Here is a 22,751-nt window from a genome sequence, read left to right on the forward strand (position 1 = left end):
CAGCCCGGCTCGCATACCCGTCCTCGCCGTCGATCGGAGCAACCATGCGCAACGTCCTTCGCACCGCAGTCGTCCTGTCCGCCTCCGCCCTCGTCCTCGCCGGGTGCAGTTCGACCGACGGGGGCGGTTCCGGCGACGCCGCCGAGGGCCTGAAGGGCACCGGCAGCGGCGAGAGCTGCACCATCGAGGGGACCGTCCCGGTCGGCGCCGCGCTGAGCCTCACCGGCGGCGCCGCCAGCTACGGCGAGTCGCAGCAGAAGGGTCTCGAGCTCGCACTCGAGGAGCTGAACGCCGCCGAGGGCGTGAAGTACGACCTCACCGTCGAGGACGACGGTACCGACCCGCGCCAGGCCATCAGCGTGTTCGAGGGCTTCGTCTCCGACGGCGCGAGCGTCATCATCGGACCGACCCTGTCGAACACCGCCTTCCAGGCGCAGCCCATCGCACAGGAGGCCGGCGTGCCCGTGCTCGCGGTCTCGAACACCGCCACCGGCATCACCGAGCAGGGCGACTTCATCTTCCGCGACTCGCTCACCGAGGCGCAGGTCATCCCGCAGACCATCGAGGCGGCGACCGAGAAGCTCGGCCTCGAGAAGGTCATCGTGATGTACAGCAACGACGACGCGTTCACCGAGTCCGGGTACAAGGTGATGCAGTCGTCGCTCGAGGATGCCGGCGTCGAGGTGCTCGACACCCTGACGTTCTCGGTGAAGGACACCGACTTCCGCAGCCTCCTCACCGCCGCCAAGGAGCAGAACCCCGACGCGATCGTGGTCTCCGCCCTGATCGAGGCCGCCATCCCGCTCGTCACGCAGGCGCGCGAGCTGGGGCTCGACCAGCCGATCATCGGCGGCAACGGCTTCAACAACCCGCAGCTGATGAAGGACGCCGGCGACGCGGCGGAAGGCGTCATCGTGGGTGCCGCCTGGAACTCCGCCTCCGAGAGCCCCGAGAACACCGCGTTCATGAAGGCGTTCGAGGAGAAGTTCGGCGCCGGTCCCGACCAGTTCGCCGCACAGGCGTACACCGGCTTGAAGATCATCGACCACGCGGTGCGGGCGAACTGCTCCGCCGAGCGCGCCGACATCCAGAAGGGCCTGTCCGAGGTGAAGGACCTCGCCACGCCGCTCGGCTCGATCAGCATCAACGAGAACCGCGACGCCGAGCACGAGGCGGTCGTGCAGATCGTCGAGGACGGCAAGTTCGCCGTTCTGGACTGACCCCGCTCTCGGCTGAGGGGCCACTCCCATGCAGCAGCTGCTGAACGGCCTGTTCCTCGGCTCGATCTACGCGTTGTTCGCCATCGGCTTCACGCTGGTGTTCGGCATCCTGGATCGGCTGAATCTCGCCCACCCCGCCGCGTTCGCCGCCTCGGCGTTCGTCGGCATCTGGCTCACCGACAGCCTCGACCTGCCCATCGGGCTGGTCCTGGTGATCGTGTTCGTGTTCGGCGCCGTGCTGGGCCTGCTCATCGAGCGGATCGCGTTCCGCCCGCTGAAGGACCGCCCCGACGCGCACTTCGCAGGGCTGATCTCGTCGATCGCGGTAGGCGGCATGCTCATCGCGCTGCTGCAGGCGGCGTTCGGACCCAACACCCGGCGCTTCCCGGCCGGAACGTTCCCGGACGGCAACGTCGAGTTCGCCGGGCTCACCGCCGGCTACCTGCAGCTGCTGATCCTCGCCGTCTCGCTGGGGCTGATGATCGCCCTGACCGTGCTCGTCAGCCGCTCGTCGCTCGGGCGCTCCATGCGCGCAGTCGCCGAGAACCCCGCCGCCGCGCGTGTGCTGGGCGTCAACGTCGAGCGGGTCACCGCCATCACGTTCGCGATCTCCACCGCGCTCGGTGCGGTGGCCGGTGTGCTGTTCGCGCTGAACGTGAACAGCGCACAGCTCGGCATGGGCGGCGCCATCGAGCTGAAGGGCCTCGCCGTGATCATCGTCGGCGGGATGGGCTCGCTCCCCGGCGCGCTGATCGGCGGGATCATCCTGGGCATCGCCGAGGTCTTCGCCATCCAGTACATCGGCACGAGCTGGCGCGACCTGATCGCTTTCGCCCTGCTCTTCGCGATCCTGCTGCTGCGTCCGCAGGGGCTGTTCGGCAAGCGCAAGGTGCGTGAGGTGTGATGCTGCTCAGCGAGTCGACCCTCGTCTTCATCGCCCTGAACGGCGTCTTCGCCTATTCGTTCTACGCGGTGCTCGTCGCCGGGCAGCTCAGCCTCGCCCAGGCCGGTTTCGCCGGCATCGCCGCCTTCACGGCCGCAACCATCACTCCGGCGCCGACGCAGTGGGGGCCCGTCCCGACGCTGCTCTTCGCGATGGCGGTCGGGATGCTGGTCGGCGCGCTGGCCGCCGTCATCCTGGGCCTGCCCACCATGCGGCTGCGCGGAGTGTTCCTGGCGATCGCGACGCTCGGCTTCGCGGAGGCGATCCGCATCTTCATCCTGAACGCCGAGTGGACCGGCGGGGCGCAGGGGATGCCGGTCCCGAAGATCATCACGCCGCTGATGGCGTGGATCGTGCTCGCCGTCGTCGCGTACTGGTTCTGGCGACAGGGCCGCTCCCGGTACGGGCGCGCGCTGGAGGCGATCAGGGAGGACGAGCTCGCCGCCCGCTCGATCGGCATCAACGTCGGTGGCCACCGGCTCAGCGCGTTCGTCGCCGCCGGCGTCCTGGCCGGTCTGTACGGCGTGATGTGGGCGTACTACCTCCGTCTCATCGCCCCCGAAGACTTCGCGTTCGACAAGGCCATCGACGGCCTGGTCACCGCGGTCGTCGGCGGCACCGCGAACTTCTTCGGTCCGATCCTGGGCAGCGGCTTCCAGACGCTGATCCCCGAGATCCAGCGCGCGATCGGGATCGAGGCCGGCTGGATCCGGCCGTTCCTGTCCGGTCTGCTGCTGCTCCTGGTCATCCTGTACCTGCCGGGCGGCATCGCCAGCCTGATCCCCCGCCGCCGCCAGCGCATCGACGTCGCCGCGCTCGACACCGGCGCCGTCGTCGCCGGGCGTGTGCACCCCGCGAAGGGTGAGGTCGTTGCGGAACTGAACGGCCTGGGCAAGGAGTACGGCGGGGTGCACGCGGTGCGCGGCGTCGAACTGACCGTGCGCAGCGGTGACGTGGTCGGCCTCATCGGGCCCAACGGCGCCGGTAAGACGACCCTGGTGAACATGATCAGCGGGCTCATCCCGCCCTCGACGGGCACCGCGACCGTACTCGGCGTTCCGGTCGGTCGCACGCCCGTGCACCGCATCGCTGCCGCGGGAGTGACCCGCACGTTCCAGCACTCCAAGCTGTTCAACCGGCTCACCGCGCTGGAGAACGTGCTGATCGGGGCGCACCTGGTCGCCAAGCCGACGTTCCTGCGCCGGCTGCTCTGGCTGCCCTCCGCCCGCCGCGACGAGCGCCTCGCCCTCGAACACGCAGCCCGCTGCCTGCGCCGGGTCGGACTGCTCGACAAGGCCGACGTCACCGCGAAGGCGCTGTCGTACGGCGACCAGCGCCGGCTCGAGATCGCCCGTGCGCTGGCCGCCGACCCGTCGCTGCTCATCCTCGACGAGCCCGCCGCGGGCATGAACCACGTCGAGGCGGAGGGCCTGTCCAGCCTGATCCGCTCCCTCGCCGCCGACGGCCTGACGATCATCTTCATCGAGCACAACGTCGGCATGGTGCTCGACACGTGCGACAGCATCGTGGTGCTCAACTTCGGCGAGGTGCTCGCCGAGGGCTCCCCTGCCGAGATCGCCGCGGACGAGCGGGTCATCGAAGCGTACCTGGGGTCTGCCGACTCGGACTCCGGCGCCTCGGAACCGCACACCGAGGGGAGGGACTGAGATGGCGGAGCCACTGCTCAGCGTGAAGGATCTCAGCGTGTCGTACGGGCGCGTCGAGGCCGTACGCGGGGTGACGTTCGACGTCGCCGCGGGTTCGCTGGTCACGCTCGTCGGCGCCAACGGCGCCGGCAAGTCGTCGATCATCAACGCCGTCTCCGGCCTGGTACGGCCCTCGCACGGCACGATCCTCTTCGACGGCCAGGACATCACCCGCACGAAGTCGCACCGGCTCGTCCCCCGCGGCCTGGTGCAGGTGCCGGAAGGTCGCCAGGTGCTGGCCACGATGACGATCGCCGAGAACCTGCAGATGGGCGCGCGCACCCTGCCCCGGCGCGACGCGGCTGCCGCGATCGACGAGATGTACCAGCGCTTCCCCGTGCTCGGCGAGCGCCGCGCCCTCCCGGCGGGGTCGCTGTCGGGCGGCGAGCAGCAGATGCTCGCCATCGCCCGCGCCATGCTGGCCCGTCCCCGCCTGGTGCTGATGGACGAGCCGTCGATGGGTCTGGCGCCGAAGATCGTCGACGGCGTGTTCGCGGTGATCGACGAGATCCGCGCGTCCCGTGCGACGGTGCTGCTCGTGGAGCAGAACGCCCGGCGGGCGCTGCAGGCGGCCGACGAGGGGCACATCCTGCAGAACGGTGAGATCGTGCGCTCCGGCGCGTCCGCCGACCTGCTCGCGGACGACGACATCATCCAGGCCTACCTCGGCACGGGCAGGGCGAAGGAGTGAGCGCACCGGAGCGCCGACGCGTGCGGCGGCGCATCCCCACCTGGAGTGCGGTCGCGCCGCTGCTCGGGTTCCGCCGGCCGGTGCTCGACCCGGTGGAGCGTCGGCTGCGCAGCGCCCTGACGGTGAAGGACCTCGCCCGCGTGGCACGCCGCACCACCCCACGCTCCGTGTTCGACTACGTGCACGGCGCCGCCGAGGACGAACTGAGCCTGCGCCGAGCCCGCGCGGCGTTCGCCGCCGTCGAGTTCGAGCCTCGCGTGCTCCGCGACGTCACGGCCGTGGACACCTCGACGACGATCCTGGGCCGTCGCGCCGCGTTCCCGCTGATCCTGGCACCCACCGGCTTCACCAGGATGATGCACCACGAGGGCGAGATCGCGGTGGCGCGCGCGGCCGCCCGCGCCGGCGTGCCGTACACGCTATCCACGATGGGCACCACCTCGCCGGGCGAACTGCGCCGCGCCGTGCCGGACGGCGAGAACTGGTTCCAGCTGTACCTGTGGAAGGACCGCGAGGGCACGCTGAAACTGATCGACGATGTGCGCACCGCCGGCTACGACACGCTGGTGCTCACCGTGGACACCCCGGTGGCCGGCAACCGGCTGCGCGACGCCCGCAACGGTCTCACCATCCCGCCGTCGCTGAATCTGCGCACCATGTGGGACTTCGCGACGCACCCGGCGTGGTGGGTCAACGTGCTGACCACCGACCCCATCGAGTTCGCCAGCCTGCGCTCGTTCGACGGGACCGTGGCCGAGCTGGTGGCGAAGATGTTCGACCCGGCTCTCAGCTTCGCCGACCTCGCCTGGCTGCGCGAACGATGGGAAGGCAGGCTGGTGGTCAAGGGCATCCAGTCCGTCGACGACGCGAAGCAGGTGGTGGATGCCGGTGCCGACGCCCTCGTGGTATCCAACCACGGCGGGCGACAGCTCGATCGCGCCCCGACTCCGCTACGTCTGTTGCCCCGGGTCGCCGACGCGGTGGACGGACGCGCGCAGGTGTTCCTCGACACCGGCATCCTCTCCGGCGCCGACGTGCTGGCCGCCGTCGGGCTGGGCGCCGACGCGTGCATGGTCGGCCGCGCCTACCTGTACGGGCTGATGGCCGGCGGCGAGCGCGGAGTCGATCGGATGCTGGAGATCATGCGCGCGGAGGCCGTCCGCACGATGCAACTGGCCGGGGTTTCGGCGATCGCGGAACTGCGCGGACGGGTGCGCCTGGACTGACTCCGCCGCTTCCGCGCAGGCCCTCCCACAGAACGGTGCCGCGCAGAACCCCCCTTGACCCAGGCTCCACGGCTCGCTAGACCGGAGATCGCCTCTCGGGTCCGTCCCGGGAGGACGAGACAAGGAGGTACCACCATGGACTGGTCCGAAGCCGGCGCCGGGATCGGCGAGATGCTCGCGAATCTGGGGCGCTTCGTGCTGCAGCTGCTCGTGTTCCTCGTCATCCTGCTCATCGGATGGCTGATCGCCAAGAGCGTGTCGAAGGCGCTCGAGTTCCTGTTCAAGAAGATCGGATTCCAGCGGCTGCTCGACAGAGCCGGGATCACCAGACTGCTCGCCCCCACCGGCATCGACCCGCTGACGCTGATCGTCAAGCTGGTGTTCTACTTCATCCTGTTGATCGCACTCTTGCTCGCGCTCGGCGCGTTCGGACCGAGCAACCCGGTCGCCGGCATCGTCGAATCGATCATCGCGTGGCTGCCGCGGGTGTTCGTCGCCATCGTGATCGTCATCGTGGTCGCGGCGATCGCCAACTTCGTCGGCGACATCATGCGCCCGGCCCTCGCGAAGTTCCGGTTCGGTGCCGTCCTGACCAGGATCGTGACCATCTCGATCGTGGCCATGGGAGTGATCGCCGCCCTCAACCAGGTCGGCGTCGCCGTCACCGTGACGATGCCGATCCTCATCGCCGTGCTCGCCACCCTCGCCGGCATCGCGATCGTCGGCATCGGCGGCGGCCTCATCCGCCCCATGCAGTCGCGGTGGGAGAAGTGGCTGGGCACCATGGAGTCCGAGTTGGCGACGGCATCCGTCTCCTCGGGGGCACCGTCGTCGAGGGGCTCGATGCCGTCGGCATCCGCTCCGCAGGCGACGGCATCCAGCGACCCCGGTGTCCCGCCGTCGGCCCCGCCCTCTCCGCCGCCCGCGCCCGGCACGCCGCCGGCGCCGCCGGCGCCCCCGGTGCCTCCGCAGGCCTGAGCCGCTGAGCCACCCACGGACGCGGCCCTCCTCCCCCTGCCGGGAGGAGGGCCGCGTTCGTACACGACGTCACGGGCGCTGCAGCGTGCCGGCGAAGTCGGCTGTCATCGTGCGCCCGACGCCGTCCAGGCTGACCAACCCACCGTACGGCAGGATCCACTGCGGACGTGTGTGCCCGAAGGGCACGCCGACGCAGACGACGGCATCCGGGTTGTAGCGAGCCAGCGCGGCGAGCACGACGTCGCGCTGGGCCCGACGCAGCTCCGCTCGCTCGAACGCGTCCGGGCGGACGTCGAATCCGCTCACCGGCGGGCGCGCCACGACGACGCCGGCGACCGCCGCGAGCAGTCCTCGCTCGCCGAAGGCGCGCAGCTGCTCCGCCACGGCCGAGGCGGGAGTGAGCCGTTCGCTGGTCTCCAGCAGCAGGATGCCGCCGCGTAACTCGTCATTGGACGGCAGGCGATCGGCGAGTGCGAGCTGCACCAGCACCTCCAGGCATCCGCCCCAGGTGTGCGCGGTGACACGGCGGGCGGGCCCCGCCCAGGTCCACGGCTCGGCCGGCTCGCGGTCGCCGAACGCGGTGAGCGCGTCCGGGCTGTCCCAGTGCCGCCCGAAGTCCTCGGACTCGCCCGGTTCGGTGACTTCCAGCACCCCGCCGTCCAGCAGCGCCGCGCGCAGGGACCACAGGTGGACGTCGTCGACGCCAGGACCCGCTCCCAGATGCACCTGGGTGGAGCCGCCGTGGAAGCCGGCGATGCCGTGGCGCCACAGCCAGTTCAGGATGTTGGTGTTGTCGCTGTATCCCAGGAACGGCTTCGGGTCCGCGGTCGCGAGCGCCGCATCCAGGTGCGGGGTCACGAGGATCTGATCGGAGCCGCCGATCGTGGCTAGGATCGCTCGGATGTGCGGGTCGCCGAAGGCGGCGTTGATGTCGGCCGCCCTCGCCTCCGGTGTCGCATCCAGCCGACGCGTGGTCGGGTACTCGACCGGCACCAGGCCGGTGATGTCGGCGAGCCGCTGCATGGCCTGCGCGTGGACGGCCGGTCCGGCGGCAGGCGCCGCGAACGCCGGGGAGAGCACCGCGACGCGGTCGCCGGGTCGTGCCTTGGGTGGGAGCAGCATCCGTCCATCCCATCACAGCGGCGGCGGACAGGCGGCGCATAACCGGCACGGAGGAAGATGGAGGGGTCCCCAGCAGAACGAGGTCCCCATGTCGCGCACGGCGCCCCCACGCCGCCGCGGACGCGGTGCGCAGGAAGGTCCGCGCGCCACGTTCCGTCAGCTCCTCCCCTTCCTGTTCGAGCACAAGAAGGTGCTCGCGCTCGTCGCCGCCCTGAGCGTGATCGGCGCGCTCGCGTCGCTTGCGCAGCCGTTGCTGGTCGGGCAGGTCATCGAGCGGGTCCAGCGCGGCGAGACGCTCGGGATGCTGGTGCTGCTGCTGGTCGCGTTCGTGATCCTGGCATCCGTCATCTCCGGCTACCAGCACTACCTGCTGCAGCGCACGGGCACCGCCGTGGTGCACTCCAGCCGGCGCCGGCTGATCGCCCGCATCCTGCACCTGCCGGTCGCCGAGTTCGACGCACGCCGCACCGGCGACCTCGTCTCGCGGGTCGGCACCGACACCACCCTGCTCTACGCGGTGCTGACGCAGGGTCTTGCGGATGCCGTCGGCAGCGCGGTCCTGTTCGCCGGTGCACTGGTCGCGATGCTGTTGATCGACCCGCTGCTACTCCTGCTGATCGTCGTGGTGATCGGCGGCTCCGTCGTGGTCGTCGTCGTGCTCAGCGGGCGCATCCGCACGGCATCCGCCGCGCAGCAGGAGAAGGTGGGCGAGCTCGCCTCCGGTGTGGAGCGGGCGGTCAGTTCGATCCGCACGATCCGCGCGTCCGGCGCGACGGAGCGGGAGACACAGGCTGTGACCGGGCTCGCCGCCGAGGCGTACAGCCTGGGCGTGCGGATCGCGAAGATCTCGTCGCTGGTGGTGCCGGTCGCGGGCATCGCACTGCAGCTGTCCCTGCTGGTCGTGCTGGGTGTGGGCGGGTTCCGGGTCGCGGCCGGCACGATCTCGATCGCGTCGCTGGTGACGTTCATCATGTTCCTGTTCATGCTGGTGATGCCGCTGGCGACGACGTTCGGCGCCATCACGTCGGTCAATCAGGCGCTGGGCGCGCTGGGGCGCATCCAGGAGATCCTCGACCTTCCGGAGGAGACGGCAACTGACGAGCCCGACGGCGACGCGGTCGAGGCGCCGGTCGTGGGTGCGCCGGCCCTGGAGTTCCGAGACGTGCGGTTCCAGTACCCGGAGAACGTCGTCGCGGCGCGCGACGCCGCCGCACGCGAAGCCCGCACGCTGCTCGCCGATGCGCACGTCGAGGCGGATGCCGCCCCGGAGCAGTCGGCCCAGCGGGAGGTGCTGCGCGGCGTCACGTTCGCGGTGCCCCGGGGAGCCAGGGTGGCCCTGGTCGGACCGAGCGGCGCCGGCAAGAGCACGGTGCTGAGCCTGATCGAGCGGTTCTACGACCCGACGGGCGGGTCGATCCGGCTCGCCGGGCACGAACTGCGGACGTATCTCCGTGACCGGCTGCGGGCGCACTTCGGTTACGTCGAGCAGGACGCCCCCACGCTCGCCGGTACCCTGGCCGACAACCTGCGGCTGGCGGCACCAGATGCGACGGATGCCGACTGCGAGCGCGTGCTGCGGGCCGTGAACCTGGGCGACGTGCTCGAGCGCGGCACGCTCGGCCTGCAGACTCCCGTGGGAGAGGACGGTGTGATGCTGTCCGGCGGCGAGCGTCAGCGGCTCGCCATCGCCCGCGCGCTGTTGACCGAGGCGCCGATCCTGCTGCTGGACGAGTCGACGTCATCCCTCGACGGGGTGAACGAGCAGCGCATGCGCGCCGCGATCGACGCCGTGGCAGAGGACCGCACCCTGCTGGTGATCGCGCACCGACTGTCCACGGTCGTGGACAGCGACCTCATCGTGGTGCTCGAGGACGGCGTGGTGGTCGGCCAGGGCACGCACGACGAACTCGTCGAGAACGTGCCCCTGTACCGCGACCTCGCGCGCCACCAGCTGCTGGCCTGAACGGGCGCACCCCTGCGCCCGCTGAGCCCGCTTCGCGCGTCGCGCGGCGACACCCCGGGTACCCGCCGCACCGCGCGGCGACACCCCGGGTACGCGTCGACACCCCGAGGCACTGACGCCCGCACCCCGGGGTGTCGACGGAAACCCGGGGTGTCCGCACACGGCATCCCCCCGCGACAGCACAAAGACGCGACGGCGGGATGCCGGGACCACTCAGCCATGATTCGTCCCTGACATCCCGCCGTCGCGGGTCTTGAAGTGCGAGTGTCAGCCCGCAGTGCTCAGGCGGTACCGCAGCGCCTCCAGCTCGCTGCGCAGAGCGGCGGGAAGACGGTCGCCGAAGATGCCGTAGAACTCCTCGGTCGAGTCCGCCTCGCGCTGCCAGGCGTCGACGTCGATGGAGAACAGCTCGGCGAGGTCCTCCTCCGGAATGTCCAGACCGTCGAGGTTCAGGTCCTCGATTCGGGGCAGACGACCGATCGGGCTGTCGACGGCGTCGACCTCACCCGAGATGCGGCGGATGATCCAGTCGATCACCCGTGCGTTGTCACCGAAACCGGGCCACAGGAAGCGCCCGTCCTCGCCGCGACGGAACCAGTTGACCTGGAAGATCCGCGGAGCGCGGTCGAAGCGCAGCGTCCGGCCGACCTTGAGCCAGTGCGCGAAGTAATCGCCCATGTTGTAGCCGCAGAACGGCAGCATGGCGAACGGGTCACGACGCAGCTCGCCGAGCTTGCCTTCCGCAGCCGCGGTGCGCTCGGACGAGATCGTCGATCCCAGGAACACACCGTGTGTCCAGTCGGTCGCCTCGACCACAAGGGGCACGTTCGTGGCGCGACGACCACCGAAGAGGATGACGTCCAGCGGCACACCCTCGGGCGACTCCCAGTCCTCCGCGATCTGCGGGCACTGGGCGGCCGCGACCGTGAACCGCGAGTTCGGGTGCGCGGCGGGCCGGCCGGACTCGGGGGTCCACGGGTTGCCCTGCCAGTCGGTGAGCTGCGCCGGCGGGGTGTCGGTGAGGCCCTCCCACCACACGTCGCCGTCCGGGCGGAGCGCGACGTTGGTGAAGATCGTGTTGCCCCACAGCGTCTCGACGGCGGTGACGTTGGTGGACTCGCCGGTGCCCGGTGCCACGCCGAAGAAGCCGGCCTCGGGGTTCATCGCGTACATGCGGCCGTCCTCGCCCGGACGGATCCAGACGATGTCGTCGCCGAGGGTCTCGACCTTCCAACCAGGGATGGTGGGGCGGAGCATGGCCAGGTTCGTCTTGCCGCACGCCGACGGGAACGCCGCAGCGACGTGGTACGCGCGCCCCTTCGGGTCGATGACCCGGATGAGCAGCATGTGCTCAGCGAGCCAGCCCTCGTCACGGGCGATCACCGAGGCGATGCGCAGGGCGAAGCACTTCTTGGCGAGGATGGCGTTGCCGCCGTACCCGGAGCCGAAGGAGTACACCTCGAGCGTGTCGGGGAAGTGCACGATGTACTTCTCGTCGTTGCACGGCCACTCCACGTCCTGCTGGCCCGGCTCGAGGGGCGCGCCGACGGAGTGCACGGTCTTGACCCACGGGGCGCCCTCGGCGATCTGCCGGGTGACGGCGTCGCCGACGCGGGTCATGATGCCGATCGACGCTACGGCGTACGCGCTGTCGGTGACCTGCACGCCGATGTGCGAAAGCTTGCCGCCCACCGGCCCCATCGAGAACGGCACGACGTACATCGTGCGTCCGCGCATCGAGCCCTTGAACAGGCCGTTCAGCGTCGTGCGGATCTCGGCCGGGTCGGCCCAGTTGTTGGTCGGACCGGCGTCCTCCTCCTTCTCGGAGGCGATGAAGGTGCGCGCCTCGGTGCGGGCGACGTCGCTCGGGTGCGAGCGCGCCAGGTACGAACCGGGCCGCCACTCGGGGTTGAGCTTGATCAGCTTGCCCTCGTCCACGAGACCGCGCAGCAGCGCGTCGTTCTCGGCGCGCGAGCCGTCCACCCAGTGGATGCGGGCCGGCTCGGTCAGCGCCGCGATCTCGTCGACCCAGGCACGCAGCTCGGCCATCGCCGGAGTGTCATACGTCGGGGCAGCTCCGAAGGTGCGCGCGGGCGCGACGGACAGGACGCGGGGGACGTAGGTCTCGGCGATGGCCATGTCTGCTCCTTCTGAGGGGGTATGAATCCATGGTGACGGAGATTTTGCCCGCCTTATCGCCAAATCGGAGCTAAAGAAGTCCGAATCTTTCGCTACCATCAAGGAATGGCAAGCAGCGCACTGGAACTGACCACCCTGGGGCACCGCATCCGGCACCACCGGACCGCGCGTGGGATGACCCTCGACGAGCTCGGCGCCCAGGTGGGCATCGCCGGCTCCCAGCTGAGCCTGATCGAGAACGGCAAACGTGAACCGAAACTGTCGCTGCTGCAGGCCATCGCCACGGCGACAGGCACCGACGTCGCCGACCTCATCTCCGGTGAGCCGCCGAACCGCCGGGCGGCGCTCGAGATCGAACTCGACCGCGCCCAGGCGAGTCCCGTCTTCCGGCAGCTCGGCATCGCCCCGGTCCGCGTGACGAAAGGCATGAGCGACGAGACCATCGAGTCGATCCTCGGGCTGCACCGGGAGCTGGAGCGCCGGGAGCGAGAGGCGATCGCGACACCGGAGGAGGCGCGTCGCGCCAACACCGAGCTGCGCCTGAAGATGCGCGAGCACGACAATTACCTGCCCGACATCGAGAAGCTGGCCGAGAAGCAGCTGAAGGCGGCGGGGCACGTGTCCGGCGCGCTCACGCACCGCACGGTGAGCATCATGGCCGAGCGCCTCGGTTTCGAGCTGCTCTACGTCGACGACCTTCCGCACTCGACGCGTTCCATCACCGACCTCGAGAACGGACGCATCTACCTGCCCCCGGCATCCATCCCGGGCGGTCACGGGCTGCGGTCCATGGCTCTGCAGGCGATGGCCCACCGTCTGCTCGGTCACACCCGCCCCACCGACTACGCGGACTTCCTGCAGCAGCGCCTGGAGATCAACTACTTCGCCGCGTGCTGCCTGATCCCCGAGACGGCGGGAGCGGCCTTCCTGCAGCAGGCGAAGAAGGACAAGAACCTCGCGGTGGAGGACTTCCGCGACGCGTTCGGCGTGACCCACGAGGCGGCCGCCATGCGGCTGACCAACCTCATGACCCACCACCTCGACATGCGCCTGCACTTCCTGCGCGTGGACGAGAACGGGGCCATCACGCGGGTGTACGAGAACGACGACCTCCCGCTGCCGATGGACATCACCGGTGCCGTGGAGGGCCAGCCGGCGTGCCGCAAGTTCTCGGCCAGGGCGGCGTTCACCCAGCGCAACCGCACCACCGAGCACTACCAGTACACCGACACGCCGGCCGGCACCTACTGGTGCTCGACGCAGACGGGTTCGTCCAGCGACGGCGGTTTCTCGATCACCGTGGGCGTGCCGTTCGACGACGCCCGATGGTGGCGCGGGCGCGAGACGACGCATCGCGCCCAGTCGACCTGCCCCGACGAGTCCTGCTGTCGCCGAGCTCCTGCCGAGGCGAGCCGCCGCTGGGAGGGCAAGGCGTGGCCGAGCGCGCGGGTGCACACACACATGTTCTCCCCGCTGCCCCGCGGCGCCTTCCCGGGCGTCGACGACAGCGAGGTGTACGCGTTCCTGGATCGCCACGCGGTGGAGTGAGCCCGCGGCGGCCGACATCGCGCGCCCGCCGTGGTGGGCTGTGGGACCGAACCGGATGCCGTCAGCGCGGCCGGATCGTGAGCGTCTGCGACGACGTGCCGAGCGGCCCGGCCAGGTCACCGAGGACGGACTCGGTGACTCCCACGCCATCCGGGCCGAACGACACCGACGTGTCGAGGGCGAGCCACTCCCCCTCGGGCTCGCGGAACATGCTCGCGGTCAGGTCGACGTTCGGGTACAGCGCCTGGCGCGGGTCGATCCTGGTGGCGATTCCGTTGGCGAAGTCCACGGCACCGAGCAGTCGCGCCCGCGCTGACACGGGCTCGTCGTCCAGCAGCGGCACGCGCGGGCGCAGCCACACGCGCGAGCGTCCGGGCTCCACGAAGTCCCGCCGCACGTCGATGGAGCGCACCGCTCCTCCGGCCCAGATGTCGCCCGGCGACCACGTCGGCAGGACGTCGATGGCGGGCATCTCGGGAAGCGGACTGCCGGCGATGGCACCGGTGTCGGAGCGCTGCAGCATCCAGGCCCGCATCGTCACCGCCGCCCGTCCCGCATGGGTGACGGTCGCCTCGACCAGCTCGATCGTGCGACCGGGGCGCACGACCCGCAGCGCGACGTCGAACGCGGACATCGGGATGACGCCGAGGATGTCGTAGCTCGCCCTTGCGAGCGCCAGCGGCGCGTCCGCACGCCGCGCGGCATGATCCTGCTCGACCAGATGGGCGAGCAGCCCCAGCACCGGCGCGATGTGCTGCTCGTCAGGGTTCCACGCACCGCCGACGTGCGCGGTGGGCTCGAAGGAGGCGGCGGACAGGCGTCGGAAGTAGGGCACGGGCATCATTCTGCCAACCCGCGCGCCCCCACTAGCGGCCTCGACGAGTCCGCTAGTCGCTCCCCGTGAACCGCGCGTAGCGAGCGAGAGCGGATGCCACGGCATCCGCGTCCACACCCGGCTCGAGTGCGTCCACGCCGCCCGACGCGGACCAGGTGCCGACGACCCTGCCGCCGGCGACCAGGATCGGGCGGACCATCCCGTTCTTGCCGGGGCCGACGGCGTCCGATCGCTCCGGCGGGCACACGACGGTGCGGTCGGCGTACGAGATGTAGTACTCCTCGAACGCGCCGAGCGCGAACACCGTGTGCTCCGGCCGCGACCGCCGGGGCGCACGTACCGCAGCGAACACACCATCCTCGATCTGGATGACGCGATCGGCGGCCCGCTCGACGGCCTCGCGGGCGGTGCCGAGGGTGAGGCCCGACCACCAGGCGAAGTCGGCCGCGCCGGCGGGGCCGTGCCCGTCGATGTAGCGCACGAAGAACTCGGAGAGCGGATCCGACGGCGTGGCGGGGTCGCGCACCCACTCCTCCGTCAGCATGAACAGCTGGTCGCGGCTCACCGCGCCCGCCCGCTCGATCACCGGCCCCTGGCAGATCACGCCGTCGAAGGTCAACGCCGCCAGCAGGTGCACGCCGCGCTGACCGCGCGGGTCGATGCCGGCATCCGCCCACGCCGCGAACGCGTCGGCCCGGCTGAGGCCGCCGTCGCGCAGCCGCGGCCGGATCACCCGCTCCGCGGTGGAGAGCAGGTCGGAGTCGATGCCGAGCTGACGGTGCCGCGCGGCGGCCTGCCGCCGTTGGCGCTCGGCGGTGACCGACAGCATCCAGCCGAGGTCGCGCGCGGGAACGATGTGCAGGGTGCCGCGCATCGTCCAGGCGCGGACCAGATCCCCGCGCGCGAACGCGGCGTCCAGCTGCACGATCGTCGGCGAGCCCGCGCTGCGCGCCGCGAGCGCCCAGCGGCCGGCCAGGAAGTCCTGGCTCTGCACCGCGAGCATGTGCGTCGCGGCATCCGCCACGGTCCGCGCCGGCGCGGTGAGGCGATGCGAACGGAGGCGCCCGGCGAGGAGCGCGGCATTCTTCATGCCACCATCCTGCCGGGCGCCTCCGACGTTCACATCAGGCGCGACCCGCTCAGACCGGCAGTGCGACCTCGCGCTCCTCGTGCAGCGTCACCTCGCGCCGCTCGGGCAGCACGACCGGGTGCGACCCGGCCATGACCTCGAGCACGCGGATCACCTGGCAGGAGTAGCCGTACTCGTTGTCGTACCAGACATACAGCACGACGTCGCGGTCGTTCGCGATGGTGGCCAGGCCGTCGACGATGCCGGCACGGTGCGAGCCGACGAAGTCGGTGGAGACCACCTCGGGCGACTCGACGTAGTCGATCTGCTGGCGCAGCTTCGAGTGCAGCGACACGCGACGCAGGTAGTCGTTCAGCTCGTCCTTCGTGGCCGGGTTCTCCAGCGTGAGGTGCAGCACGGCCAGCGAGACATCAGGCGTGGGCACGCGGATCGCCGACCCGGTGAGCTTGCCGGCGAGCTCGGGCAGCGCACGGGCGACGGCCTTGGCGGCACCGGTCTCGGTGATGACCATGTTCAGCACGGCGGAGCGGCCGCGACGGTCACCCTTGTGGAAGTTGTCGATGAGGTTCTGGTCGTTCGTGAACGAGTGGACCGTCTCGACGTGCCCGCGGACGATGCCGTACGCCTCGTCGACCGCCTTGAGCACTGGGGTGATGGCGTTCGTGGTGCACGACGCGGCGGAGAGGATACGGTCGCCGTCCTCGATGGTGCCGTGGTTGATGCCGTGCACGATGTTCTTCAGCTCGCCCTTGCCCGGCGCGGTGAGCAGCACCCGGGCGACGCCCTTCGACTCGAGGTGGCGGCTCAGGCCCGCCTCGTCCCGCCAGCGGCCGGTGTTGTCGACGACGATCGCGTCGCGGATGCCGTACGCCGTGTAGTCGACGGATGCCGGGTCGTCGGAGTAGATCACCTGGATGCGGGTGCCGTTCGCGATGATCTGCGAAGCCTCCTCGTCGACGGTGACGGTGCCCTCGAAACGACCGTGCACGGAGTCGCGCAGCAGCAGCGACGCGCGCTTCACGATGTCGTTGTCCGAGCCGCGCCGCACCACGATGGCGCGCAGGCGCAGTCCGCTGCCGCCGCCGGTGTGCGCGATGAGGATGCGGGCCAGCAGACGACCGATGCGGCCGAACCCGTACAGCACGACGTCGGTCGGCTCGGCGGGCTCAGCGCCCAGTGCCGGGGCCAGCGTCTCGCGCAAGTACTCGGTGAGTGCCTGACCGCTCTCCTTGTGACCGTCGATCAGGCGTGCCACGTCGAGGGAGGAGGCGCCGGGTGCGATCTCTCGCAGCGCTTCGAGCACCGCGAGGGTGTCGTCGAGCGCGATCTGCCCGTGCCCGAGCTGCGCCACCCGCTCGTGCACCTCGAGGATGCCGGTCGCCGACAGCCCGAGCAGTCGGTGTCCGTGCAGAGAGGTGACCACGTCGTGGTCGCGGTTGAGTCCCCCGACGAGCGGGATAATGCGCTCGGCGATCTCCTGCTTGCTGTTCCAATCGTCGCGGTGTGCCGCGAAGTCGTCCATGTGCGTCCTTGCATGGGTGTTCGGGCGCCGTCGGGGGTACCAGCGCGATGAGGTGGGTGAGGCGGATCCGCCCCGTTAAGGGTATTCGCTGTCGGGAGTGGTTGCGACACGCCCGTCTACGATGAGGGCATGCGACGTTTCCCCCGGTCCGTGTACGAGCGCGGCGAGGAGCCTGATCCGCGGTTCTCGCTCGCCAACGAGCGGACCTTCCTCGCATGGACGCGCACGGGCCTCGCGCTGATCGCCGGCGGTGTGGCGCTGGAGGTTCTCGGCCTCGATCTGCACGCGGGACTGCGGACGGCTGCGTCGCTCGTGCTCATCGTCGCCGGCACCGCGGTGGCGCCGCTGGCGTTCTGGGAGTGGATGCGCACGGAGCGGGCGCTGCGCGAGTCGCAGCCGCTGCCGGGCGCCTACTCCGGGGTGGTCCTCGCGGTGGTGGTGCTCGTCATCGGCCTGCTGGTGACCGGCGGCATCCTGTGGCGATGAACGGCCCCGCGGACGCAGGCCTCCAGCCCGAGCGCACCGAGCTGGCCTGGCGGCGCACCGCTCTCGCGATCGCCATCGGCTCGCTGCTCTCACTGCGCATCTTCCCGGCCGTGCTCCCCGCCGAGATCGCGGCCTGGGGGTTCGCGCCCGGCGCGGTCGGGGTGGCGGCCGCCCTGGCACTGTGGATCGCCGGTCGGCGTCGACGGGTGCGGTTCCTCGACACGATGACCGGCGCCCTGCCCCCATCGGGCACCCCGGGTGGGGCCGCGCTCTTCGGGCTCAGCGCGCTGTGCGTCGGGTTCGGCATCGTCGCGCTCGGCGTCGTCGTCGGCGCCGCCGCCCGGTGAGACCGGCGCCCGGCCGGCCGTAGGCTGAGAGCATGGCCCACAGCATCCGCGCCCGCGCCGTCCTGCTGGACATGGACGGCACCCTCGTCGATTCGACCGCCGTCGTGGAGCGGCTCTGGCTGGAGTGGGCGAAGCCGCACGGACTCGACGAGGCGCGGGTCCTCGAGGTGGTGCACGGGCGCCAGGGACATCAGAGCATGGCGATTCTGCTGCCTGAGCGCGACCACGCCATCAACCTGGTCGAGAACCAGCAGATGCTGGCGCGGGAGAGCTCCGACGTGCACGGGGTGGTGGAGATCACCGGCGCCGCGGCCCTGCTCGAGGCACTCGCCGACGTGCCGCACGCGATCGTGACCTCCGCGAACGTCGAGCTGATGACCGCCCGGATGTCGGCCGCCGGGCTGTCGCTGCCGCATCTGACCGTCACCGCCGAGAACGTGTCGGCGTCCAAGCCCGACCCGGAGGGGTTCCTGCTCGCGGCGCAGCAGCTCGGTGTCGCGCCGGCGGACTGCGTGGTGTTCGAGGACTCCGAGGCCGGCATCCAGGCCGCCAAGGCCGCGGGGATGCGGGTCATCGGCGTCGGCACAGGATCCGTGGCGCACTCCCCCGATCACACCGTGGCGGACCTCTCCGGCATCCGGATCACGACAGCCGAGGACGGCGTCGTGATCGACCTGCCCTGACCGCGGTCAGCTTCTCGAGAAGTCCTCGAAGATCAGCGTGGTGCGCGTCGAGCGCACCGACGGGATGGCCTGGATGTCCTCCAGTACGATGCGTCGCAGATCCCGTGCGTCCCGCGCGCGCACCAGCAGGATCACGTCGAAGTCGCCGCCGACGAGTGCCATGTGCTCGACCTCGGGGATGGCGCGCAACCGCTCCTGCACGTCCTGCCAGGTGGCCTGCTCGATCGCGAGCATGATGTACGCCGACGCGTGGTGCCCGAGCAGCACGGGGTCGGTGCGCACGGTGTAGCCGGTGATGACCCCGGTCTCGGTGAGGCGCTTGATGCGGGCGTGCGCGCCCGCCCGTGAGATGTGCACGGCGTCCGCGATGGCCGTCATCGACGACCGCGCATCGCGGCGCAGCTCGGCCAGGATCGCCTCGTCCACCTCGTCGAGCTCAGCCATGACTCCCCTTCGATCCGTCAGCAAATGCTGACACTCTGATCTCATCAAGCGCAAGCAGAGAGCAAACGTCCACATTCGCCAGCCGACTCTTGGACGACTGCGTCCCGGGGGCGCATCCTGTCATCATCACGTTCGGCGAGGAAGGCGGACACGATGCGGCACGAAGAACTGCTCCCGCGCGACGCACCGGTGCGGCTCATCGACGAGACCGGCACCACCGTCGATGACGATCACTACGCGCTGCCCGACAACGGCACGCTGCTGCGCGCCTACCGCGGGCTCGTCGAGGGGCGCCGCTTCAACGACCAGGCCAGCGCGCTGGTGCGGCAGGGGCGGCTGGCGGTGTACCCGTCGTCGCACGGACAGGAGGCCTGCCAGGTCGGCGCGGCGCTCGCGCTGAGCGACGGCGACTGGCTGTTCCCCACGTACCGCGACGCGGTCGCCATCATCGGTCGCGGCGTCGCGCCGGCCGATGCGCTGGTGCTGCTCAAAGGCGACTGGCACTCCGGCTACGACCCCGCCACACACCGGGTCGCGCCGCAGGCCACCCCGCTGGCCACGCAACTGCTGCACGCGGTGGGCTTCGCGTTCGCCGCCCGGCACCGCGGCGAGGACACCGTCGTGCTGGCGCTGTGCGGCGACGGCGCTACCAGCGAGGGCGACTTCCACGAGGCGCTCAACTTCGCCGCCGTGTTCCACGTACCGGTGGTGTTCTTCGTGCAGAACAACGAGTTCGCGATCTCGGTGCCGTTGTCGCGGCAGACGGCGGCGCCCTCGCTCGCGCACAAGGCGATCGGATACGGGATGCCGGGGCAGCGCGTCGACGGCAACGACGTCGCCGCCGTGCTGGCCGTGCTCGGCGAGGCCGTGGACCGCGCCCGCTCGGGCGGCGGCCCTTCGCTCGTGGAGGCGCACACGTATCGGATGCAGGCGCACACCAACGCCGACGACGACACGCGCTACCGCTCGCGCGACGACGTGCGGGCGTGGGAGCAGCGCGACCCGCTGCTCCGGCTGCGCGCCCACCTGCGCGGCGCCGGTCTGCTCGACGATGCCGCCGAGGAGCGGATCGGGGCGGATGCCGAGCGGCAGGCCGCCGCGCTGCGAGACGCGCTGAACACGGATGCCGAGCACGACCCGGAGGACCTGTTCCGGTTCGTGACGACCGGACGCTCCCCCCAGCTGGAGGAGCAGTGGCGGATGCTGCACGACGAACTCCGTAGGGCGAGTGCCGCGGAGACGGGAGGGACGCGATGACGCTCGCACACGACGACATCGGTCTGGAGCAGGCCATCTCCAGGCCGTACGTCCAGACCCTGACGATGGCCGGGGCACTCAACCTGGCCCTCGCCGACGCGCTGCGGGAGGACCCCGAGGTCGTGGTCTTCGGCGAGGACGTCGGCGCCCTCGGCGGAGTGTTCCGCGTCACCGATGGACTGACGGCTCGGTTCGGGGACCGCTGCTTCGACACCCCTCTCGCAGAGTCCGGGATCGTGGGCACCGCCGTCGGGATGGCCATGAACGGCATGCGCCCCGTGGTGGAGATGCAGTTCGACGCGTTCGCGCTGCCGGCGTTCGAGCAGATCGTCAGTCACGTCGCGAAACTCGGCAACCGCACTCGCGGGGCGCTGCGGATGCCGCTCGTGATCCGCATTCCGTTCGGTGGGGGCATCGGCGGCGTCGAGCACCACTGCGACTCGTCGGAGGCGTACTACGCGCACACGCCGGGACTCACCGTGGTGAGCCCGTCCAGCCCGCAGGACGCCTACTCGCTGCTGCGCGCGGCGATCGCCTCACCCGACCCCGTCGTCTTCCTGGAGCCCAAGAAGCTGTACTGGACGAAGGGCGAAGTGGACACGTCGGTGACGGCGGCGATCGGTCGGGCGCGTGTGGTCCGCGACGGGACCGACGTCACCCTGCTCGCCTACGCGGCCATGGTGCCGGTCGCGCTGGAGGCAGCCGAGATCGCGGCATCCGAGGGGCGCAGCGTGCAGGTGGTCGACATCCGCACGCTGTCACCGTTCGACGACGCCACCGTGATCGCGGCGGTGCGATCGACGGGGCGCGCGGTCGTCGTCGCGGAGGCACCCGGGTTCGCGAGCGTGGCCTCCGAGATCCAGGCGCGGGTGTCGGAGCGGTGCTTCGAGTACCTCGAGGCGCCGGTGCGGCGGGTGACCGGCTTCGACACCCCGTACGCGCCGCCCAAGCTCGAGCACTGGTACCTGCCCGATGCCGACCGCGTGCTCGACGCGATCGACTCGCTGCACTGGGAGGACGAAACGTGAGCACCGCGACGACGCGGGTGTTCCGACTGCCCGATCTCGGCGAGGGCCTGACCGAGGCGGGCCTCGTGCAGTGGCTGGTGCAGGTCGGCGACACCATCCGCACCGACCAGCCGATCGCCGAGGTGGAGACCGCGAAGAGCGTCGTCGAGCTGCCCGCGCCCTTCGCCGGAGTGGTCACCGCGCTGCACGGCGAACCCGGCGACACGATCGCCGTCGGCTCTCCCGTGCTGGAGGTCGCGGATGCCGTCGCCGCCCCTTCCTCGTCGCTGAGCGAGCCCGGCTCCCCACCCCGGTCGTCGGCCGAGCCCGGCTCCCCTCCCCGGTCGTTGAGCGAGCGCGGCTCCCCTCCCCGGTCGTTGAGCGAGCCCGGCGAAGCCGAGCGAGACGAAACGCCCCAACCTCACGCAGCTTCCGAAAAGGAGACCTACCGCACGGAGGAGCGCGCCGGCTCGGGGAACGTGCTCATCGGCTACGGCACGTCCGAGGGCGCGACAAGGGGACGACGGCGGCGGGCTCGGTCGGGCCCTTCGATCCCCACGCCCCCGTCGGGCCCTTCGACGAGCTCAGGGACCCAAGGGGTTCCGTCGACAAGTTCAGGGCCCCAAGAGCCGCGACGGCCCGTCGCGGTGCGCTCGCCGCTCGTGCGGCGCCTCGCCCGCGATCTCGGGCTCGACCTGCACGCGATCACCCCGACGGGCGCCGACGGCGCGATCACGCGCGGCGACGTTCTCCGCGCAGCGGTCGACAACGCCGTGGACGGCGTGGCGGCGGGATCCGCTGCCCCGGCGCGACCCGTCGAGGACGGGACCCTCGACGGACTCGAGGTGCGCTCCCGCGAGCGCATGACCCCGCTCCGCAAGGCCGTGACCGCGAAGCTGACCCGCAGCCGCTCGGAGATCCCCGAGGCGACCGTGTGGGTCGACGTCGACGCCACCCGGCTGTGGCAGCTGCGCGCCGAGATGGCGACCGACGACGTCAAGGCGCCCTCGCTCACGGCGCTCGTCGCCCGGTTCGCACTCATCGCTCTCGGCGACTTCCCCCTGCTGGCCTCGCGGCTCAGCGAGGACGGCGAGGAGATCATCTCGTTCGACGGGGTGAACCTGGGCGTCGCGACCGACACACCGCGTGGCCTGCTGGTGCCGGTGCTGCCGCGCGCACACGAGCTGAGCGTGCAGGAGCTGGACACCGCCCTGCGCGGGCTCGCCGAGACCGCCAGGACCGGAACCCTGCCGCCCGAGCGGCTGCGAGGATCGACCTTCACGCTGAACAACTACGGCGGGCTCGGCGTGGACGGATCGGCCGCGATCATCAACCACCCGGATGTCGCGATCCTCGGCATCGGTCGGATGATCGAGCGCCCCTGGGTGGTGGAAGGCCAGATCGTCCCGCGCCGCATCGCCCAACTGTCGCTCGTGTTCGACCACCGGGTGTGTGACGGCGGCTACGCCGCCGGCTTCCTCCGCCGAATCATCGAGCTCATGGAGCATCCGCTGCGCGCGTACGGTCGCATCTGACCGTCCGTG

The 22,751-nt window shown here is 70.9% G+C and carries 20 protein-coding genes; 14 read left to right on the top strand and 6 right to left on the bottom strand.

Going from position 1 to position 22,751, the window contains the following annotated elements; all coding sequences use genetic code 11:
- The first annotated feature begins 44 nt into the window (after positions 1-44).
- The 6 genes from RIF65_RS00680 to RIF65_RS00705 all read left to right on the top strand — a co-directional run bounded on the left by RIF65_RS00680 (position 45) and on the right by RIF65_RS00705 (position 6,764).
- Entirely contained in the window at positions 45-1,220 is a 1,176-nt protein-coding gene (locus tag RIF65_RS00680; RefSeq protein ID WP_309064737.1) for an ABC transporter substrate-binding protein, read from the top strand.
- Between the two features lie 28 nt (positions 1,221-1,248).
- Positions 1,249-2,124: a branched-chain amino acid ABC transporter permease gene (locus RIF65_RS00685; protein WP_309064736.1), complete on the top strand. Its 876-nt coding sequence runs from the start codon at positions 1,249-1,251 to the stop codon at positions 2,122-2,124.
- Positions 2,124-3,830 carry a branched-chain amino acid ABC transporter ATP-binding protein/permease gene (locus RIF65_RS00690; protein ID WP_309064768.1) on the top strand — a complete coding sequence of 569 codons (1,707 nt, stop codon included), beginning with the start codon at positions 2,124-2,126 and terminating at the stop codon, positions 3,828-3,830. Before RIF65_RS00685 ends, RIF65_RS00690 begins: the two co-directional genes overlap by 1 nt.
- Position 3,831: 1 nt before the next feature.
- Positions 3,832-4,560, top strand: coding sequence for an ABC transporter ATP-binding protein (locus RIF65_RS00695; protein WP_309064735.1), 729 nt, complete (start codon positions 3,832-3,834; stop codon positions 4,558-4,560).
- Entirely contained in the window at positions 4,557-5,786 is a 1,230-nt protein-coding gene (locus RIF65_RS00700; protein WP_309064734.1) for an alpha-hydroxy acid oxidase, read from the top strand. The genes RIF65_RS00695 and RIF65_RS00700 overlap by 4 nt, the downstream gene beginning before the upstream one ends.
- A gap of 135 nt (positions 5,787-5,921) precedes the next feature.
- Positions 5,922-6,764: a mechanosensitive ion channel family protein gene (locus RIF65_RS00705; RefSeq protein WP_309064733.1), complete on the top strand. Its 843-nt coding sequence runs from the start codon at positions 5,922-5,924 to the stop codon at positions 6,762-6,764.
- A 69-nt stretch (positions 6,765-6,833) separates the two neighbouring features.
- On the opposite strand, the gene RIF65_RS00710 is transcribed toward RIF65_RS00705, so the two are convergent.
- Positions 6,834-7,886, bottom strand: coding sequence for an LD-carboxypeptidase (locus RIF65_RS00710; RefSeq protein ID WP_309064732.1), 1,053 nt, complete (start codon positions 7,884-7,886; stop codon positions 6,834-6,836).
- Between the two features lie 88 nt (positions 7,887-7,974).
- Here RIF65_RS00710 and RIF65_RS00715 point away from each other — a divergent pair, with 88 nt between their 5' ends.
- On the top strand, positions 7,975-9,849 hold the full coding sequence (locus tag RIF65_RS00715) for an ABC transporter ATP-binding protein (RefSeq protein ID WP_309064731.1): 1,875 nt from the start codon (positions 7,975-7,977) through the stop codon (positions 9,847-9,849).
- 267 nt (positions 9,850-10,116) lie between these two features.
- On the opposite strand, the gene RIF65_RS00720 is transcribed toward RIF65_RS00715, so the two are convergent.
- Positions 10,117-11,988, bottom strand: coding sequence for a phosphoenolpyruvate carboxykinase (GTP) (locus RIF65_RS00720; RefSeq protein ID WP_375142103.1), 1,872 nt, complete (start codon positions 11,986-11,988; stop codon positions 10,117-10,119).
- A 105-nt stretch (positions 11,989-12,093) separates the two neighbouring features.
- On the opposite strand from RIF65_RS00720, the gene RIF65_RS00725 reads away from it, so the two are divergent.
- Positions 12,094-13,536 (top strand): helix-turn-helix domain-containing protein, encoded by a 1,443-nt coding sequence (locus tag RIF65_RS00725; protein WP_309064730.1) that lies wholly within the window; start codon positions 12,094-12,096, stop codon positions 13,534-13,536.
- 61 nt (positions 13,537-13,597) lie between these two features.
- Here the strand turns inward: RIF65_RS00725 and RIF65_RS00730 are convergent, their stop codons facing one another.
- The 3 genes from RIF65_RS00730 to RIF65_RS00740 are packed head-to-tail and all read right to left on the bottom strand — an operon-like array spanning position 13,598 to position 16,983.
- A complete protein-coding gene (locus tag RIF65_RS00730) occupies positions 13,598-14,371 on the bottom strand; it encodes a thioesterase family protein (RefSeq protein WP_309064729.1) in 774 nt (257 codons plus the stop codon).
- A 52-nt stretch (positions 14,372-14,423) separates the two neighbouring features.
- Positions 14,424-15,461: a winged helix DNA-binding domain-containing protein gene (locus RIF65_RS00735; RefSeq protein WP_309064728.1), complete on the bottom strand. Its 1,038-nt coding sequence runs from the start codon at positions 15,459-15,461 to the stop codon at positions 14,424-14,426.
- 49 nt (positions 15,462-15,510) lie between these two features.
- A complete protein-coding gene (locus tag RIF65_RS00740) occupies positions 15,511-16,983 on the bottom strand; it encodes a glyceraldehyde-3-phosphate dehydrogenase (protein WP_309064727.1) in 1,473 nt (490 codons plus the stop codon).
- A 129-nt stretch (positions 16,984-17,112) separates the two neighbouring features.
- Between RIF65_RS00740 and RIF65_RS00745 the strand changes: the two genes are divergently transcribed.
- Genes RIF65_RS00745 through RIF65_RS00755 form a run of 3 tightly spaced genes read left to right on the top strand, consistent with a single transcriptional unit; the run spans position 17,113 to position 18,499 of the window.
- Positions 17,113-17,469: a YidH family protein gene (locus RIF65_RS00745; RefSeq protein ID WP_309064726.1), complete on the top strand. Its 357-nt coding sequence runs from the start codon at positions 17,113-17,115 to the stop codon at positions 17,467-17,469.
- Entirely contained in the window at positions 17,466-17,816 is a 351-nt protein-coding gene (locus RIF65_RS00750) for a DUF202 domain-containing protein (RefSeq protein ID WP_309064725.1), read from the top strand. The genes RIF65_RS00745 and RIF65_RS00750 overlap by 4 nt, the downstream gene beginning before the upstream one ends.
- 32 nt (positions 17,817-17,848) lie before the next feature.
- Complete coding sequence (locus RIF65_RS00755) at positions 17,849-18,499, top strand: HAD-IA family hydrolase (RefSeq protein WP_309064724.1); 651 nt, start codon at positions 17,849-17,851, stop codon at positions 18,497-18,499.
- Positions 18,500-18,505: 6 nt separating this feature from the next.
- Here RIF65_RS00755 and RIF65_RS00760 read toward each other — a convergent pair whose 3' ends face one another.
- Complete coding sequence (locus RIF65_RS00760; RefSeq protein ID WP_309064723.1) at positions 18,506-18,943, bottom strand: Lrp/AsnC family transcriptional regulator; 438 nt, start codon at positions 18,941-18,943, stop codon at positions 18,506-18,508.
- A 153-nt stretch (positions 18,944-19,096) separates the two neighbouring features.
- On the opposite strand from RIF65_RS00760, the gene pdhA reads away from it, so the two are divergent.
- The 3 genes from pdhA to RIF65_RS00775 are packed head-to-tail and all read left to right on the top strand — an operon-like array spanning position 19,097 to position 22,742.
- Entirely contained in the window at positions 19,097-20,200 is a 1,104-nt protein-coding gene (gene pdhA, locus RIF65_RS00765) for a pyruvate dehydrogenase (acetyl-transferring) E1 component subunit alpha (RefSeq protein ID WP_309064722.1), read from the top strand.
- Complete coding sequence (locus tag RIF65_RS00770) at positions 20,197-21,228, top strand: alpha-ketoacid dehydrogenase subunit beta (RefSeq protein ID WP_309064721.1); 1,032 nt, start codon at positions 20,197-20,199, stop codon at positions 21,226-21,228. The genes pdhA and RIF65_RS00770 overlap by 4 nt, the downstream gene beginning before the upstream one ends.
- Positions 21,225-22,742: a dihydrolipoamide acetyltransferase family protein gene (locus RIF65_RS00775; RefSeq protein WP_309064720.1), complete on the top strand. Its 1,518-nt coding sequence runs from the start codon at positions 21,225-21,227 to the stop codon at positions 22,740-22,742. Before RIF65_RS00770 ends, RIF65_RS00775 begins: the two co-directional genes overlap by 4 nt.
- The last annotated feature ends 9 nt before the right edge of the window (positions 22,743-22,751 follow it).

Origin of the sequence: Microbacterium sp., assembly GCF_031180975.1 — a bacterium.
Classification (GTDB): domain Bacteria; phylum Actinomycetota; class Actinomycetes; order Actinomycetales; family Microbacteriaceae; genus Microbacterium.

Coding starts and splice junctions, on each gene's coding strand:
- RIF65_RS00680 (WP_309064737.1), top strand. CDS start 45: ATGCGCAACGTCCTTCGCACCGCAGTCGTCCTGTCCGCCTCCGCCCTC.
- RIF65_RS00685 (WP_309064736.1), top strand. CDS start 1,249: ATGCAGCAGCTGCTGAACGGCCTGTTCCTCGGCTCGATCTACGCGTTG.
- RIF65_RS00690 (WP_309064768.1), top strand. CDS start 2,124: ATGCTGCTCAGCGAGTCGACCCTCGTCTTCATCGCCCTGAACGGCGTC.
- RIF65_RS00695 (WP_309064735.1), top strand. CDS start 3,832: ATGGCGGAGCCACTGCTCAGCGTGAAGGATCTCAGCGTGTCGTACGGG.
- RIF65_RS00705 (WP_309064733.1), top strand. CDS start 5,922: ATGGACTGGTCCGAAGCCGGCGCCGGGATCGGCGAGATGCTCGCGAAT.
- RIF65_RS00710 (WP_309064732.1), bottom strand. CDS start 7,886: ATGCTGCTCCCACCCAAGGCACGACCCGGCGACCGCGTCGCGGTGCTC.
- RIF65_RS00715 (WP_309064731.1), top strand. CDS start 7,975: ATGTCGCGCACGGCGCCCCCACGCCGCCGCGGACGCGGTGCGCAGGAA.
- RIF65_RS00720 (WP_375142103.1), bottom strand. CDS start 11,988: ATGGCCATCGCCGAGACCTACGTCCCCCGCGTCCTGTCCGTCGCGCCC.
- RIF65_RS00725 (WP_309064730.1), top strand. CDS start 12,094: ATGGCAAGCAGCGCACTGGAACTGACCACCCTGGGGCACCGCATCCGG.
- RIF65_RS00735 (WP_309064728.1), bottom strand. CDS start 15,461: ATGAAGAATGCCGCGCTCCTCGCCGGGCGCCTCCGTTCGCATCGCCTC.
- RIF65_RS00740 (WP_309064727.1), bottom strand. CDS start 16,983: ATGGACGACTTCGCGGCACACCGCGACGATTGGAACAGCAAGCAGGAG.
- RIF65_RS00745 (WP_309064726.1), top strand. CDS start 17,113: ATGCGACGTTTCCCCCGGTCCGTGTACGAGCGCGGCGAGGAGCCTGAT.
- RIF65_RS00750 (WP_309064725.1), top strand. CDS start 17,466: ATGAACGGCCCCGCGGACGCAGGCCTCCAGCCCGAGCGCACCGAGCTG.
- RIF65_RS00755 (WP_309064724.1), top strand. CDS start 17,849: ATGGCCCACAGCATCCGCGCCCGCGCCGTCCTGCTGGACATGGACGGC.
- RIF65_RS00760 (WP_309064723.1), bottom strand. CDS start 18,943: ATGGCTGAGCTCGACGAGGTGGACGAGGCGATCCTGGCCGAGCTGCGC.
- pdhA (WP_309064722.1), top strand. CDS start 19,097: ATGCGGCACGAAGAACTGCTCCCGCGCGACGCACCGGTGCGGCTCATC.
- RIF65_RS00770 (WP_309064721.1), top strand. CDS start 20,197: ATGACGCTCGCACACGACGACATCGGTCTGGAGCAGGCCATCTCCAGG.